We start from the raw sequence: 14,235 nt of genomic DNA, 5'->3' as shown, positions 1-14,235 counted from the left end.
GCCTTGCCTGCGCCGCTATCCCCATCCGCCGACAACGTCACCCAGCTTTATCGCGAACACCACGGCTGGCTGTCGATGTGGCTGCGCAAGAAGTTGGGCAGTTCCTTCGACGCCGCAGACCTGGCGCACGATACGTTCGTGCGGCTGATGGCCGGGCGGCGCCGGGAGGAGACCGGCGCCGAGCCGCGCGCACTGCTGGCCCACATCGCCAAAGGCCTGGTGGCCGACCATTGGCGCCGCCGCGCGGTGGAAGACGCTTACCTTGCCGCCGTGGCGCACGTGCCCGAGGCCGAGGCCCCGTCGCCCGAGGCGCGCGCCCTCATCCTGGAAACGCTGCACGCCATCGATGCCGCCTTGCGCTCGCTGCCCGCCCGCACGCGCGAGGTCTTTCTGCTGTCGCAGTTCGACGGCATGGGCTATGACGAGATCGCGCGCAAGCTGCGCGTGTCGCTGTCGACCGTCAAGCGCCATATGCAGGCTGCCTTCGCCGCGTGCCTGATCGCCTATCAGGTGGACGCGTGAGCGCGGCCATCGACCCCGCCATCCTGAATGAGGCGGCCGGCTGGCTGGTGCGTCTGCAGTCCGAAAAGGTGTCCGCCGCGGATCGCGCGGCACTGGCGCGCTGGCGGGCGCGCAGCGCCGACCATGAAGCTGCCTGGCAACGCGCCGAGGCGATGCTGCGCGGCTTTGGCCAGGTGCCGCCGGGGATCGGCGGGCAGACGCTGCGGCAGGCGAACCGCGCGGGACGCCGTCAGGCCGTGCGTGCGCTGGCCGGACTGCTGGTGCTGGTTCCGGCAGCGTGGCTGGGCGTGCGTGAGTTGCCCTGGCGCGAATGGCGCGCGGACCTGCGCACGGCGACCGGCGAGCAGCGCCGCGTCGAACTGGCCGATGGCACGCAACTGGTGCTCAACACGGCCAGCGCCGTCGACGTCGACTACACCCCGACGCAACGCATGCTGTGGCTGCGCGCGGGCGAAATCCTGCTGACGACGGGACGCGATCCCGCGCCGGCGCCGCGCCCGTTCCTGGTGCAGACGACGCAGGGCGTCCTGCGTGCGCTGGGCACGCGCTTCATGGTCCGCGACGAGGGCGCCAGCGTCCGCGTGGCGGTGTACGAGGGCGCGGTCGAGGTCCGGCCCGCCCGGGCGGACGCCGGCGCCGTGGTGCTGGCGGCGGGCGAGCAGACCGTCTTCACCGCGAACGGCATCCAGACGCCGGGTCCGGCCGATGCTTTGGCGGCGTCGTGGGCGGACGGGATGCTGGCCGCGCGCAACTGGCGGCTGGCCGATCTGGTCGACGAGCTGGGACGCTACCGCCACGGCGTGCTGCGTTGCGATCCCGCGGTGGCTGACCTGCGCGTGTCGGGGGCGTTTCCGTTGAACGACATCGAAGCCAGCCTGCGCCTGCTGCAAAAGACCCTGCCGGTTCGCGTCAGCCGCGTGACCCCGTGGTGGACGACGGTTGCGCCGCGCGCCGCCGTTACAAATTAATCGCCGATCGGCTGACACTTTTTTCCGCTTCGTACGGTGTACCGGGTGAACCGCCGCGACATGCGCGTCACCCCAACCCCTCGAAGGATCGTTTCATGGTTTCCCGACTCTCCCGATCGCCCCGCCTGCCGCGCGGCCTTGCCGTCCTGTCGCCCGCGGCGTCGCTGGTCCGGGCCGCCGGCCTGGGGCTGGCGCTGCTTGCGGCCACGGGAATGCCGGCGGCGACGTTCGCGGCCGAGACAGCCAGCGCCGCGCCGCGCAAGTCCTATGCCATCGCGCCGGGACCGCTGGGCGACGTGCTGGCGCAGTTTGCCGCCAGTGCGGGCGTGCCGCTGTCGTTCGATCCCGCGTTGGTCGCGGGCCAGCGCAGCGACGGTCTGCAGGGCGCCTACACGGTGAGGGAGGGGTTCGCCCGCCTGCTGTCCGGATCGGGCTACGCGCTGGCCGAACAGGGCGGCGGCGCGTATTCGCTGCGCAGGCTGCCGGCGGCCGCCGGCGAGACCACGATGCTGCCCGCGGTCACCGTCGATGGAGCGGGCATCAGCCCCTCCGCGCTGCCGGCGGAATTTGCCGGCGGCCAGGTGGCGCGCGGCGCGCGGATGGGCCTGTTGGGCAACCGCGACGTGATGGACACGCCGTTCAATGTCACCAGCTACACGTCGGAATTGCTGGCGAACCGTCAGGCTGTGACGCTGGCCGACGCGCTGACGGTGGAGCCGTCCGTGCGCTTTACCGGCCAGATCGGCGGCGTGACCGATTCGTTCTACATCCGCGGCTTTCCCATCGGCGAAGGCAACCTCGGCGAAATCGCCTTTGACGGCGTCTATGGCGTGGCGCCCAACTACCACGTCTTCACCGACTACATCGAGCGCGTGGAAGTGCTGAAGGGGCCCGCCGCGCTGCTGTACGGCATGTCGCCCAACAGCGGCGTGGGCGGCGTCATCGACATGGTGCCCAAGCGCTCGCTGCCCGAGGACCTGACCCGCGTGTCGGCCGACTACGTCGGCGACTCGCAATTCGGCGCGCGAGTCGACCTGAGCCGCCGGTTTGGCGACGCGGGGGAATGGGGCGTGCGGGTCAACGGTATGCAGCGGCAGGGCGACACGCCGCTGGACAACATGAGTTCGCGCACGACCATCGGCGCGCTGTCGCTGGATTACCAGGGCGAACGGCTGCGCGCCTCGCTGGACCTGCTGACCCAGCACGAGAAGATCGACGCGCCGACGCGACCGTTTCTGGTGGCGCCGGGCATTGCCGTGCCGCGTGCCCCGGACGGCCGCCGCAACGCCACGCAACCGTGGGGCTGGTGGAAGTCCGACGGCCAGTCGGCGCTGCTGCGCGTGGAATACGACATCAGCGACCGCCTGACGGTGTTCGCGGACGCGGGCGGCTCGGACACCAGCGTGTCGCGCCTGTCGGACCAGACGCCCACCATCGTGAACGAAGCCGGCGACACCGTGGTGACGCCCAACAACTTCCGTTTCCAGGTCAACCGCAGCACCTACAACGCCGGGCTTCGCGCCAAGCTGGACACGGGGCCGGTGCGCCACGCGATCAGCTTCATGGGCAGCCTGTACAGCGACCGCAATCTGCAGGCCAGCGTGAACGGCACCCCGCTCACGTCCAACATCTACCACCCGATCACGCGTCCGGAGCAGCACATTCCCGCGCCGGCCAACGTGCCCAAGGTGTCGTCGTCGGATCTGTCCGGCCTGGCGCTGGCCGATACGCTCAGCATCCTGCACGAGCGCGCGCAGTTGACGCTGGGCCTGCGCCACCAGCGCATCGAATCGCGCAACTTCAACGGCGCCACGGGCGTGCGGACCGTCAGCTACGACGAAAGCGCGACCACGCCGCTGGCCGGGCTGGTCATCAAGCCCTGGCACAACGTTTCGTTCTACGCCAACTACATCGAGGGGCTGAGCAAGGGCGACGTGGCGCCCGCCACCGCCACCAACGCGGGAGAGGTCTTCAAGCCGTACAAGGCCAAGCAGAAGGAAGTGGGCGTCAAGGTCGAGCTGGACAGCGCAATGGTGACGCTGAGCGCCTTCGAGATCACCAAGCCCAGCGGGCAGCTTACGAACGGCGTGTATGCGGCCGATAGCGAGCAACGCAACCGCGGGCTGGAATTGAATGTGTCCGGCGAACCGATGCGCGGCGTGCGCCTGTTGGGCGGCGTGACCTTCCTGGATGGCGAGCTGACGCGCACCAACAGCGCGGCCACGCAGGGCAACCGGCCCGTGGGCGTGCCCACCGTCGCGGTCAACCTGGGCGCCGAGTGGGACACGCCGTGGGTGACGGGGCTGACCTTGACGGGCGGCATGGTCTACACCGGACGCGAATACATCAACCAGGCCAACACGCAGTCGGTGCCGTCGTGGACGACGTTCGACCTGGGCGCGCGCTATGCGCTCAGGGTCCAAGGCCGGGACGTCACGCTACGCGCCAACGTCGTCAACGTGTTCAACCGCGCCTATTGGTCCGGCGTGGCCTCGTACGGCACGATTTCGCAGGGCGTGCCGCGCACCCTCATGCTGTCGGCGTCGATGGACTTCTAAGCGCCGGCAAACACCATGCACACCGGGCTGCCGACAGACAGCGCGTAGCCGTCGTGCGCCAGCATGCCGCTGGCCGGATCGACACGAAACCGCTGCAGCGTGTCGCTGTCTTCGTTCAGCGCGAAGACAAACCGGCCGTCGGGCGACAACGTGAAAAAGCGCGGTGTCTTGCCGCGCGTGTGGGCGTGCTGCACGGTGGTCAGTCGACCGGTGGATGCGTCCACGCGAAACACCGCAATGCTGTCGTCACCCCGGTTCGACGCGTACAGGTGCCGGCCATCGGTGTCCAGCGCAATGCCGGCGGCGCGGCTGTTGCCGGTATAGGTGTCGGGCAGGGTGGACAGCACCTGGAAGGGACGCAGCGCGCCTGCTTCCACGGCATAGGCCGTGACCGTGTTGTCCAGCTCGTTGACGACGTACAGCCATTTCCCTGATGGATGAAAGACCGCATGGCGTGGGCCTGCGCCCTCGCGCGTCGTCGCAACGCTGGCAGGCTGCGCGCCGATCCCGTGCGCGTCGGCGGAATACAGGAACACCCGGTCCAGCCCCTTGTCCGGCACCGCCACATACTTGCCCGACGGGTCGAGCACGTTGAAATGCGGCTTGGAAAATGGCTGCTCCTTGCGGTGCGGGCCCGGTTCGCCGGCCAGCGGCACCGTCTGCGACACGGCTTGCAGCGCGCCGTCCGCCGCCACGGGCAGCACCGCCAGCGCGCCGGTCAGATGGTTGGACACCATCAGGTAGCGGGCCGACGGCCCCAGCGCCAGATGGACGGGATTGCGGCCCTGGCAGTCCTGCGTGTGCCAGGGTGTCAGCGTGCCCTCGCGCGCATCGCGGCGCAGCGCGCTGACCTCGCTGCTGTCGCCGTGCACGGTGTACACCACGGGCAGCGACGGGTGCGGCAGCAGATACGACGGGTTGTGCAGACCGCGGACCACCTGCTTGAGCGTTAGCGTTCCCGTCTCGGGCGCGTAGTCGAACACGCTGATGCCCTCGCCGCGGGCATTGCGTTCCCGGGTGGTCCGGGAACCGATATAGACATGCATGGCGCGAGCCTCTTTTTGCCAGTTGAAAACGGCCGCGCCACGCGCGGCCCTACGAAGTCAGGATGCCGCTGATGCGGGCCAGGTTGTCGAGCGTGCTGCGCAGATGAGCGGAAAGCGCCTCGGCCGCCTCGTCGTTGCGTTCGCGTTCCAGCAGGTCCAGGATGGCCAGGTGCTGGTCGCAATGCTGCTGGTAGCGGCTGCGGTCCTGCATCGAGCGGTAGGACAGCAGGCGGCGTACGCGATTGACGCGTTTGATCGTGTCGATGAAGAACGGATTGCCGGAGGCTTCCACCAGCGATTCATGAAAGCGCACGCCGCGATCGTGGAGCTGGTCGGCGGTGTCGGTGGCGATGCCGCCGTTCAGCAGGTGCATTTCCGCGGCGCGGCAGCGCGCCAGCACGGATTTTTCGATGCGAAAGCCGGGCTCGCGCAGCGCCGCCGGCTCCAGCGCCAGCCGCAGCCGGTAGGACTGCAGCAGGCTGTCGGGCGTCGTCATCATGGACGAGAATTCCCAGCCGTATCCGGGCCGGCGCTGTGCCCAGCCCTCTTGCGAAATGCGGCCCAGCAGCGCCTGCGTTTGCGCATTGGTCAGCGCGTAGCGCGTGCGCAGCAGCGCTTCGCTGCACTGCATCGGCAGTTCGCCGCGCAGCAGTTCATCGGCAAGCGCAAAGTACGTCTGCGTGACGATGTCGTCCGCCGATGGGGGCGTGATGTCGGCGGGCGCTTCGCCCGCGACGTCGAAGTCGCGCAGCAGGAAGTACCCGCGGTTGGGCTTGCGCGCCACCACACCGTGCTGCTCCAAAATACCCAGCGCATCGTTGACCGGCGAGCGCGACAGCCGCAGGCGGTCGGCGATCTTCTGCGCGCGCAGGTGCGCGCCCTCCTGCAGACGGTCTTCCTTGATGAGGTCCAGGATCTTCGTGACGGTATTGGTTTGCGCGCTCATGGGTGGCGGACGGCCGATGAAATGGTGTCCGACAGGATAGCGGGAATGACGCCGCCCATCTGCAACAGGCGGATCTCCAGCCGGGTCTCGACGGCCGCGGTGGCGGTCAGCGGCTCGGTCCGGCCATCGGCGCGCAGGATGCGCACGGGGATGGTGGCGCGGGGCGTCAGCGCGGCGGCCTCGGCGTCGATCTCGATCCGGTCGCCCGGCTGCAGCCGCAGCGTCGCGGGCGTAACCCCGTCGGGCAGGCGCAGGGGCAGGATGCCCATGCCGATCAGGTTTGATCGGTGGATGCGTTCGAAGCTGACCGCCAGCACCGCGCGGATGCCCAAGAGCCGCTGGCCCTTGGCCGCCCAGTCGCGCGACGAGCCCGTGCCGAAGCGCGCGCCCGCCACCAGCACGACGGGCTGCGACGCCTTCGCGTAATGCGCGGCGGCGTCCCAGATGGGTTCCAGCCGGCCGCTGGGCGCGTGCAGGGTGTGGCCGACGGGGGCGAAGGGACAGAGCAGGTTGGTCAGGCTCTTGCTGTAGAACGCGGCGCGCATCATGACTTCCCAGTTGCCGCGGCGCGATGCGAATACGTTCAGGTCGTTGCGGTCGTCGCCGCGTTCGACCAGGAAGTCCGCGATCAGGCTGTCGGGCGGGATGGCGCTGGCGGGCGACAGGTGGTCGGTCGTGACGTCGTCGCCCACGACGAGCAGTGGATGCGCGGTGTAGCGGCCCAGCTGACTGCCGGCCTCGGTGCTGGCAAAGGGCGGGCGGCGCAGCGCGGTGGACGCGGCGTCCCACGGAAACCGCGCCGACGCGGGCGATTGCAGGGCCTGCCAGGCCGGGTTCGCGCTGGCGATCTTGAACGCGGCGCGATAGTCGTCGGGACGCTGCCCTGCGGCCAGCGCGGCGTCGATCTCGGCTTCCGTCGGCCATAGCTCGGACAGGTGAACCGCGCGCCCGTCGGGCGTCACCTGAACCGGCTCGCGGCTCAGGTCTCTTTCCGCGTCGCCGGCCAGCGCAAAGGCGATGACCAGCGGCGGCGACATCAGAAAGCCCAGGTCCAGATCGGGATGGATCCGGCCCGTGAAATTGCGATTGCCGGACAGCACCGCCACCGGGTGGATGGCGCCGTCGGCCAGCGCGTCCCGCACCACCGGCGGCAGCGGACCGGAATTGCCGATGCACGTGGTGCAGCCGTAGCCGACGATGTCAAAGCCCACCGCGGCCAGGTCTTCCAGCAGACCGGCGCGCGCCAAGTATTCGGCGGCGGCGGGCGAGCCGGGACCCAGCGAGGTCTTGACCCAGTGCGGCGGCCGTAGCCCTGCCTGACGGGCCTTGCGGGCCACCAGGCCGGCGGCCGTCAGCAGGCGGGGATCCGACGTATTGGTGCAACTGGTGATCGCGGCAATGGCGATGGCGTGACGGGGCAGGGCGGCGTGCGCGCGCGGCGTGAAATCCAGCGCCGCAAGAATTTCGCGCGTCTGCCCGTAGGGGTGCAGGTCCTGCGGACGCTTGGGACCGGCCACGTGCATCTGCACGGCATCCAGCGCGATGTCGACCACATGGGTGTAGCGGGGCTCGGCGTCCGGATCCAGCGCGATGCCGGTGCAACGCGCGTAGGCCTCCACACGCGCGATCTGATCTTCGGCGCGGCCGGTCTGGCGCAGGTAGGCCAGCGTTTCACCGTCGATGGGGAAGTAGCCTGTCGTCGCGCCGTACTCGGGCGCCATGTTGGCGACAACGCAGCGGCTGCCGGCCGGCAGGGTGGCCACGCCCGGTCCGAAGAATTCGACGAACTCGCCGGATACGTGGATGGCGCGCAGACGCTGGGTGACGGTCAGCGCCAGGTCCGTGGCCGTGACGCCGGGCTGGAGCGCGCCAGTCAGCCGCACGCCGATCACGTCGGGAATGCGCAGCATCGTCGGCATGCCGAACATGACCGTCTGCGCTTCCAGGCCGCCCACGCCCCAGCCCAGCACGCCGATACCGTTGATCATCGGCGTGTGGCTGTCGGTGCCGATCATCATGTCGGGATAGAGGGCAGTGCCGTCGGGACTGGGCTGCTGGCAGACCACTGTGGCCAGTTGCTCCAGATTGATCGTGTGCATGATGCCGGTGCCCGGCGGGTGGATGCGCACGTTCGACAGCGCCTTGGAGGCCCAGCGCAAAAAACGGTAGCGCTCGGCGTTGCGCCGCAGTTCCAGGTCCAGGTTGGCTTGCGCGGCATCGCTGCGCGCATAGGCTTCGACGGCCAGCGAGTGGTCCACCGACACGTCCACCGGCAGCACGGGATTCAGCACCGACGGATCGACCCCGGCCTCGGCCAGCGCGTCGCGCATGGCGGCAATGTCGACCAGGGCGGGCGTGCTGGTGGTGTCGTGCATCAGCACGCGGCCCGGCTGGAAGGCGATTTCGGATTCGCTGGTGCCGTGCGCCAGCCAGCCGAACAGCGCGGCGACGGCGGCGTCGCGCTCGACGCCCTGCATGTTGCGCAGCGCGTTCTCCAGCAGCAGGCGCAGCACGACTGGCAGCCGGAAGTAATCCGCGCCGTATGCGGCGGGCAGATCCAGGCAGCTGTACGAGGCGCCGTTCAGCGTGAAGCGTGCGTGGCGGAGCGGGGCATTGGTGTTTTCCATAGCTGCCAGTTTTGCATATTGCCTGCATAAAATGCAATTAAGGACAAACCCGGCCGCGCACTGACACAAGGCCCCATTGGAGACAGACCATGCCCCCCATCCGTACCCTGGCCGCCGCCGCGGCCTTGGCGCTTGCCGCGTCAACCCCGATCCATGCCGCCGACCTGCCGGCCAACCGCCCGATCACCCTGATCGTGCCCTTTGCCGCGGGCGGGGGCGTGGACGGTATGGGCCGGCTGCTGGCCGAGCGCCTGCGCAGCGAACTGCCGCAGGGCGTGGTCGTGGAGAACAAGCCGGGCGCCAGCGGCATGTTGGGCGCCACCGCAGTCGTGCGTTCCGCGCCGGACGGCGCCACGCTGTTGCTGGGATCGGCCGGCGAGACCGCCATCAACCCGCTCGTCTTCAAGAGCAAGATGCAGTACCAGCCGGAAAAGGATCTGGCGCCTGTCGCGCTGATCGCCCGCGTGCCGAACGTGCTGGTCGCCAATCCCAAGCTGCCGGTGGCCAACGTCGAGCAACTGGTGGCCTATGGTCGCGCCCATCCCGACAAGCTGACGTATGCGACCAGCGGCGTGGGCAACCCGCAGCACCTGAACGGCGAGCTGTTGCAGTCGCTGGCGGGCATCAAGATGGTCCACGTGCCGTACAAGGGCGCGGCGGCGCAATTGGTGGACGTGGCGGCCGGCAGCGTGGATCTGACCTTCGTCAGCCTGGCCGGCGCGTTGCCGTTCATCAAGAGCGGCAAGGTCAAACCGCTGGCGGTCACGTCCGCCAAGCGCGCGTCGTTCGCGCCCGACATCCCCGCGCTGGCCGAGTATGCGCCGCTCAAGGACTATGCGTTGGAAAACTGGTTTGGCGTCTTCGTGCCGGCCAGCACGCCGCCGGAAGTGCAGCAGAAGCTGGCGGCCGCCATCGACCGCAGCCTGAAGGATGAGAAATTCGTGGCCAGCATCCGTGAACTGGGCGGCGAAGTGCAGCCGATGAGCCAGGACGAGTTCCGCGCGTTCATCAAGGCGCAGACGGCGGTGTTTGCCAAGGTCGTGGCCGACGGCAACATCACGGCGGAAAACTGAAAGCGGGTTGTGCGGGCTGGCGGGGCGGCTGGTCGGGCGCCACGTGGGTCAGCCCGTGGGGCAGCGCGGGGGCGGCCGTTCGCGAAGACGTGCACAGCGCTGCCGCCCGTTACGGCGCGTCGTGCAGCATCAGGTCAAGGCCCACGCGTTCGCCGCTGCGCACCCGGCTGACGGCCTGGCGCTCCGTGACGCGGTAGACGCCCTGCGAGCCCGATACGGGCCGGTGCGACGTCGCGATCACCACCCCATCGCCCAGGCCCAACGGCAGCACCATCGGGCGCGACTGCATGCGCGGGCGCTGCTCGGTCATGACAAGTTCGCCGCCCGTGAAATCCACGCCGGGCTCGGACAGCAGCACGATCAGCCGCAGCGGAAACACGCAGGCGCCGTCGGCATGCTGCAGGAGCGGCTGGTAGCCGGGTGCGTGCAGGCGCTGGATCGTGGAAAGGCTGCGCGATTGTCCTGAAAGGCGGTTCTGCTGGAGGTAGGCGGGCAGATCGTCCGGGTAGGAGACATCCACGTCCAGTGCGCTTGCCCAGGCGCGTGCCACCGGCAGCAGGCGCGCGTAGAGATCGGTGCGCAGGCTGGCCAGCGGCGCCGGCAGGGGATCGGGCAGGCCTTGCAGCACTGCCAGCGCGCGTGCGTCAGCCGGCGCATAGAGCGCGGGCAGCAGCGCCCAGCCCTGCGCGTCCAGGTCCTGCGCGATGCGTGTCCAGTCGTATTCGCCGAGCGGGCGGGAGGCGGGCGTGGTCATGGTCCGGGGCGCGTCATGGAAGGAATCGGGGTCTTGGGCGTGGTCATGTTCATCGTCTTGCGCGTGGCAATCGCCCTGGCGGCCAGGCGTTACCCGCCGCCGGAACGAATCCACAGCTTAGCCAGTCCGGCGCGCCCGGGCACTCCGCCGCTTGCTGTCCGCGGGGCCGCACCAGCCGGCGGTCAGTTGCGGTGCAGTATGCTTACCGGCTTCATCGACACTCCCCCCGCTGCCCGCAATGACTGATTTTCCCTTTGACGCCGTGCTGTTCGACTGCGACGGTGTCCTGGTCGATTCCGAACCCATCACCAGCCGCGTGCTGACCGAGATGCTCAATGAATTGGGCTGGGGCATCACGCACGCCGAGACAATGCAGATCTTTACCGGGAAGGCGGTCAAGGACGAACTGCCGCTGATCGAGGCGCGCACCGGCGCCACGATCGATCAGGCATGGTTCGACCAGTTCCGCCAGCGCCGCAACGACGCGCTGGACCGCGATCTCGTCGAGATCCCCGGGGCGCCCAACGCCGTGCGCGCCTTGCACGAAGCGCTGGATGGGCGGATCGCCGTGGCGTCGGGTGCGGACCGACGCAAGGTCGAGCTGCAACTGGCCAAGGTGGGCATCGCCGACTGCTTCGACGGGCGCGTCTTCAGCGGCCACGAGATGCCGCGCAGCAAGCCGTTTCCGGACGTGTATCTGGCGGCCGCGCAGGCGCTGGGCGTGGACCCGAAGCGTTGCGCAATTGTCGAGGACACGGTCACCGGCGCAACGGCAGGCGTGGCCGCCGGCGCCACCGTATTCGGCTACAGCCCCGGCGAACCCGGCCACAGCGGCGCGCAGGCGCTGCGCAACGTGGGCGTGTCGCACGTGTTCACCGATATGCGCGAGTTGCCGGCGCTGCTGGCGGGCTGGCGGGCGCAAGCTGCCTGAGGCGCATCCGCCGCGCCGGGCATCAACGCCCGTGCGTGGCGTACTGTTCGCCGCCATCCAGGTCGATCACCGTCCCGCTCAGATAACCCGCGCGCGGCGAGGCGCCGAAGACGATCATGTCTGCCACCTCGCCCGGCTCCATCAGCCGCCCGAACGGTAGATCCGACAGTGTTTCCTGCCAGCGCGATTCATCGCCCCAGCGCGCCTGCGCGCGTTGCCGCGCCAGCGTCAGCACGCGATCGGTGCGCGTGCGCGACGGATTGACGCCGAACACCCGCACCCCGTGGCGCGGCGATTCGCCGCCCAGCGCCCGGGTGAATGCAATGAGCGAGGCGTTGGCCGCCGCGCCGCAGATGTAATCGGCGCGCGGCGCCGAGCCTGCCATGCCAATGATGTTGGCAATGACGCCCGACCCCGCGTCGCGCATCGCCGGATAGTAGTGGCGCGCCAGGCTGATGTAGCCGTGCACCTTCAACTCCCAACCCGCGCGCCAGCGTTCATCCTGAACCTGATCCAGCGCGCCGCCCGGCACGGCGCCGGCATTGTTCACCAGGATGTCGACGGGCCCCGTTTCCTTGCACAGGCGCTCGGCCGCGCCGGGTTGCGCCAGATCCAGCGTCACCGCGCCGGCCTGCCGTCCCGTCTGCTCGCGGATCGCCGCCGTGGCGCCATGCAGCGCGGCATCGTCACGCGCAACCAGTACCGGCTCGGCGCCTTCCCGCGCAAACGCGATGGCGCACGCGAGGCCGATGCCCTTGGAAGCGCCCGTGATGAGGACGCGTTTACCCGCCAGCTGCAAATCCATGTAGCGCTCCTGTCGATGCGCGCCGGTCGGCGCGGCCTTGCAGACGTTGTAAACCGGATGCGCGGCGCTGTGGGATCCAGGGCTGAAATTTTGAAGACCCGAAGGTGCGCCGCGTCCGCGCGCCGCCTGCTATGCTCGGTTCTCCTCGGATCCAAGGACTCGTCGATGTCGCAAATCTGGCTGGAAATCTGGACTGCAGTGCGTACTGAATTTGCCGATATTCCCGATGTGGCGGAGGCAACACGCATTGTGCTGCGCTTAAGCATGGCCGTCCTGCTGGGCGGCCTGTTGGGTTACGAACGGGAACGCAGAGGCAAGGACGCCGGGCTGCGCACGCACATGCTGGTAGCGCTGGGCGCGGCTATCTTCGTGCTGGTGCCGTTGCAGGGCGGCATGGAAGTCGGAGACCTGAGCCGCGTGCTGCAAGGCGTGATCGCGGGCATCGGCTTTCTGGGGGCGGGCGCCATCATCAAGCTGGGCGCCGAGCGCGAAATCCACGGCCTCACCACATCGGCCAGCATCTGGATGACCGCCGCCATTGGCGTGGCCGCCGGCATGGGCCGCGAGGCCACCGCCGTGGTCAGCACCCTGATGGCGCTGTTTGTGCTGGCCGTGCTGCGCCGCGTCGAGGCGCGCATATCCGCAAGCCAGGAAAAGCGCGTGATCTCGACGGACGACAAGGAATCGCCGTAAACACCGGAAGCGGATCCGCCCGGCGCAGTCTTGCCGGGCCGCCCGCTAATTGCCGCCCGCTAATTACCGCCCGATACCTCGATGAACGACCCGCTGGTATAGCCGGCCTCGTCCGAAAACAGCCACATCACCGCCCCGGCCACTTCTTCCACGGTGCCGCCGCGCCGCAGCGGGATGACGCTTTTCAGCCGGTCGACGCGGCCCGGCTCGCCGCCGCTGGCGTGCATCTCGGTGTAGATCGTGCCGGGGCGCACGCCGTTCACGCGGATGCCTTCGGGAGCGACTTCCTTGGATAGCCCGATGGTCAGCGTGTCCATCGCGCCCTTGGACGCGGCGTAGTCCACGTATTCGTTGGGCGATCCCAGCCGCGCCGCGGCCGACGACACATTGACGATGGCGCCGCCCTGGCCGCCGTGGCGCGGCGACATCCGCCGCACGGCTTCGCGTGCGCACAGGAATGCGCCGACCACGTTGGTGGACAACACCCGGTGCAGCCGGGCGGCATCCATGTCCTCGACACGCATCTGCTTTTCCAGGATGCCGGCGTTGTTGACCAGCGCGTCGATGCGACCCAGGCGCTCGTCCAGTGTGCGGAACATGCGCAGCACCTGTTCCTCCTGGGCGACATCCGCCTGAATCGCGACGGCCTTGCCGCCGTCTCGGATGATCTCGTCCACGACCGCCTCTGCGGCATCGGCATTGGCGTGGTAATTGACGCCGACCGCGTACCCGCGGCGGGCGGCCAGCTTGGCGATGGCAGCCCCGATGCCGCGGCTGCCGCCGGTGACAAGCATGACTTTGGACATGGTTTCCTCCTGTGGTGGCATCACTGTTGGGCCACACGTTATCAAACGCCGGCGATCAGATCCATACGTCGTTGGGCGCACGGCGCGGCCCGCCTTCGTCGCCGGTGTTCGCGACGCCGCGCGGCTCGATCAGCATGAGCTGCACTTCCTGCGGCGCACAGGGCTTGTGCTCCACGCCCTTGGGGATCACGGTCATTTCACCGGGACCCAGCGCGATCTCGCCGTCACGCAGCGCGATCCGCAGATGGCCCGCGATGACGATGAACGTCTCGTCCGTGTCGGCGTGCGAATGCCAGACAAAATCGCCTTTCAGCTTGACGAGCTTGAACTGGTAGTCGTTCATCTCGGCAATGACCTTGGGCATCCAGTGGTCGTGGATCAGGGCCAGCTTGGCGGCCAGATTGATGGAAGCGGGGAGGGACATGGCGGGCTCATGGGGATGGAAAGCCCCACGATACGGCGCCGCCGGGTGCGCCGTCTTGTACGATCGAGCAGCTTTTGCCGAT

13 protein-coding genes are annotated in these 14,235 nt (G+C 68.9%); 6 read left to right on the top strand and 7 right to left on the bottom strand.

What is annotated here, in order from left to right:
* The first annotated feature begins 3 nt into the window (after window positions 1–3).
* From AB3147_RS22670 to AB3147_RS22660, 3 genes are all read left to right on the top strand, one after another.
* The gene (locus AB3147_RS22670; RefSeq protein ID WP_367353016.1) at window positions 4–522 is read left to right on the top strand and encodes a sigma-70 family RNA polymerase sigma factor; all 519 of its coding nucleotides are present in this window, start codon (window positions 4–6) and stop codon (window positions 520–522) included.
* Window positions 519–1,490: a FecR domain-containing protein gene (locus AB3147_RS22665; protein ID WP_367353015.1), complete on the top strand. Its 972-nt coding sequence runs from the start codon at window positions 519–521 to the stop codon at window positions 1,488–1,490. The genes AB3147_RS22670 and AB3147_RS22665 overlap by 4 nt, the downstream gene beginning before the upstream one ends.
* A gap of 95 nt (window positions 1,491–1,585) precedes the next feature.
* Window positions 1,586–4,048, top strand: coding sequence for a TonB-dependent siderophore receptor (locus AB3147_RS22660; RefSeq protein ID WP_367353014.1), 2,463 nt, complete (start codon window positions 1,586–1,588; stop codon window positions 4,046–4,048).
* On the opposite strand, the gene AB3147_RS22655 is transcribed toward AB3147_RS22660, so the two are convergent.
* From AB3147_RS22655 to acnA, 3 genes are read right to left on the bottom strand one after another with little or no spacing between them, the layout of a single operon-like run.
* The gene (locus AB3147_RS22655; protein WP_367353013.1) at window positions 4,045–5,094 is read right to left on the bottom strand and encodes a lactonase family protein; all 1,050 of its coding nucleotides are present in this window, start codon (window positions 5,092–5,094) and stop codon (window positions 4,045–4,047) included. The two genes, AB3147_RS22660 and AB3147_RS22655, sit on opposite strands and share 4 nt — an antisense overlap.
* 49 nt (window positions 5,095–5,143) lie before the next feature.
* Window positions 5,144–6,040, bottom strand: a complete 897-nt coding sequence (locus AB3147_RS22650; protein WP_175137681.1) for a GntR family transcriptional regulator — start codon at window positions 6,038–6,040, stop codon at window positions 5,144–5,146.
* Window positions 6,037–8,667 carry an aconitate hydratase AcnA gene (gene acnA, locus AB3147_RS22645; RefSeq protein ID WP_367353012.1) on the bottom strand — a complete coding sequence of 877 codons (2,631 nt, stop codon included), beginning with the start codon at window positions 8,665–8,667 and terminating at the stop codon, window positions 6,037–6,039. The genes AB3147_RS22650 and acnA overlap by 4 nt, the downstream gene beginning before the upstream one ends.
* Window positions 8,668–8,756: 89 nt before the next feature.
* Between acnA and AB3147_RS22640 the strand changes: the two genes are divergently transcribed.
* Window positions 8,757–9,740, top strand: coding sequence for a Bug family tripartite tricarboxylate transporter substrate binding protein (locus AB3147_RS22640; protein ID WP_367353011.1), 984 nt, complete (start codon window positions 8,757–8,759; stop codon window positions 9,738–9,740).
* A 109-nt stretch (window positions 9,741–9,849) separates the two neighbouring features.
* On the opposite strand, the gene AB3147_RS22635 is transcribed toward AB3147_RS22640, so the two are convergent.
* Window positions 9,850–10,494, bottom strand: coding sequence for a 2OG-Fe(II) oxygenase (locus AB3147_RS22635; RefSeq protein WP_367353010.1), 645 nt, complete (start codon window positions 10,492–10,494; stop codon window positions 9,850–9,852).
* A 238-nt stretch (window positions 10,495–10,732) separates the two neighbouring features.
* Between AB3147_RS22635 and AB3147_RS22630 the strand changes: the two genes are divergently transcribed.
* Window positions 10,733–11,425, top strand: a complete 693-nt coding sequence (locus AB3147_RS22630) for an HAD family hydrolase (RefSeq protein ID WP_367353009.1) — start codon at window positions 10,733–10,735, stop codon at window positions 11,423–11,425.
* A gap of 22 nt (window positions 11,426–11,447) precedes the next feature.
* Here AB3147_RS22630 and AB3147_RS22625 read toward each other — a convergent pair whose 3' ends face one another.
* Window positions 11,448–12,230 carry an SDR family oxidoreductase gene (locus AB3147_RS22625; protein WP_367353008.1) on the bottom strand — a complete coding sequence of 261 codons (783 nt, stop codon included), beginning with the start codon at window positions 12,228–12,230 and terminating at the stop codon, window positions 11,448–11,450.
* Between the two features lie 165 nt (window positions 12,231–12,395).
* Here AB3147_RS22625 and AB3147_RS22620 point away from each other — a divergent pair, with 165 nt between their 5' ends.
* On the top strand, window positions 12,396–12,923 hold the full coding sequence (locus AB3147_RS22620; protein WP_279970853.1) for an MgtC/SapB family protein: 528 nt from the start codon (window positions 12,396–12,398) through the stop codon (window positions 12,921–12,923).
* A 59-nt stretch (window positions 12,924–12,982) separates the two neighbouring features.
* Here AB3147_RS22620 and AB3147_RS22615 read toward each other — a convergent pair whose 3' ends face one another.
* On the bottom strand, window positions 12,983–13,729 hold the full coding sequence (locus AB3147_RS22615) for an SDR family oxidoreductase (protein ID WP_367353007.1): 747 nt from the start codon (window positions 13,727–13,729) through the stop codon (window positions 12,983–12,985).
* 55 nt (window positions 13,730–13,784) lie between these two features.
* Complete coding sequence (locus tag AB3147_RS22610; RefSeq protein WP_175137687.1) at window positions 13,785–14,153, bottom strand: cupin domain-containing protein; 369 nt, start codon at window positions 14,151–14,153, stop codon at window positions 13,785–13,787.
* Window positions 14,154–14,235 lie beyond the last annotated feature (82 nt).

Source organism: Achromobacter animicus (genome assembly GCF_040775605.1).
GTDB classification, from domain to species: Bacteria; Pseudomonadota; Gammaproteobacteria; order Burkholderiales; family Burkholderiaceae_B; genus Achromobacter; species Achromobacter animicus.
Note: the sequence above shows the minus strand (reverse complement) of the source record. Positions and strands in the feature narration are given on the sequence as shown.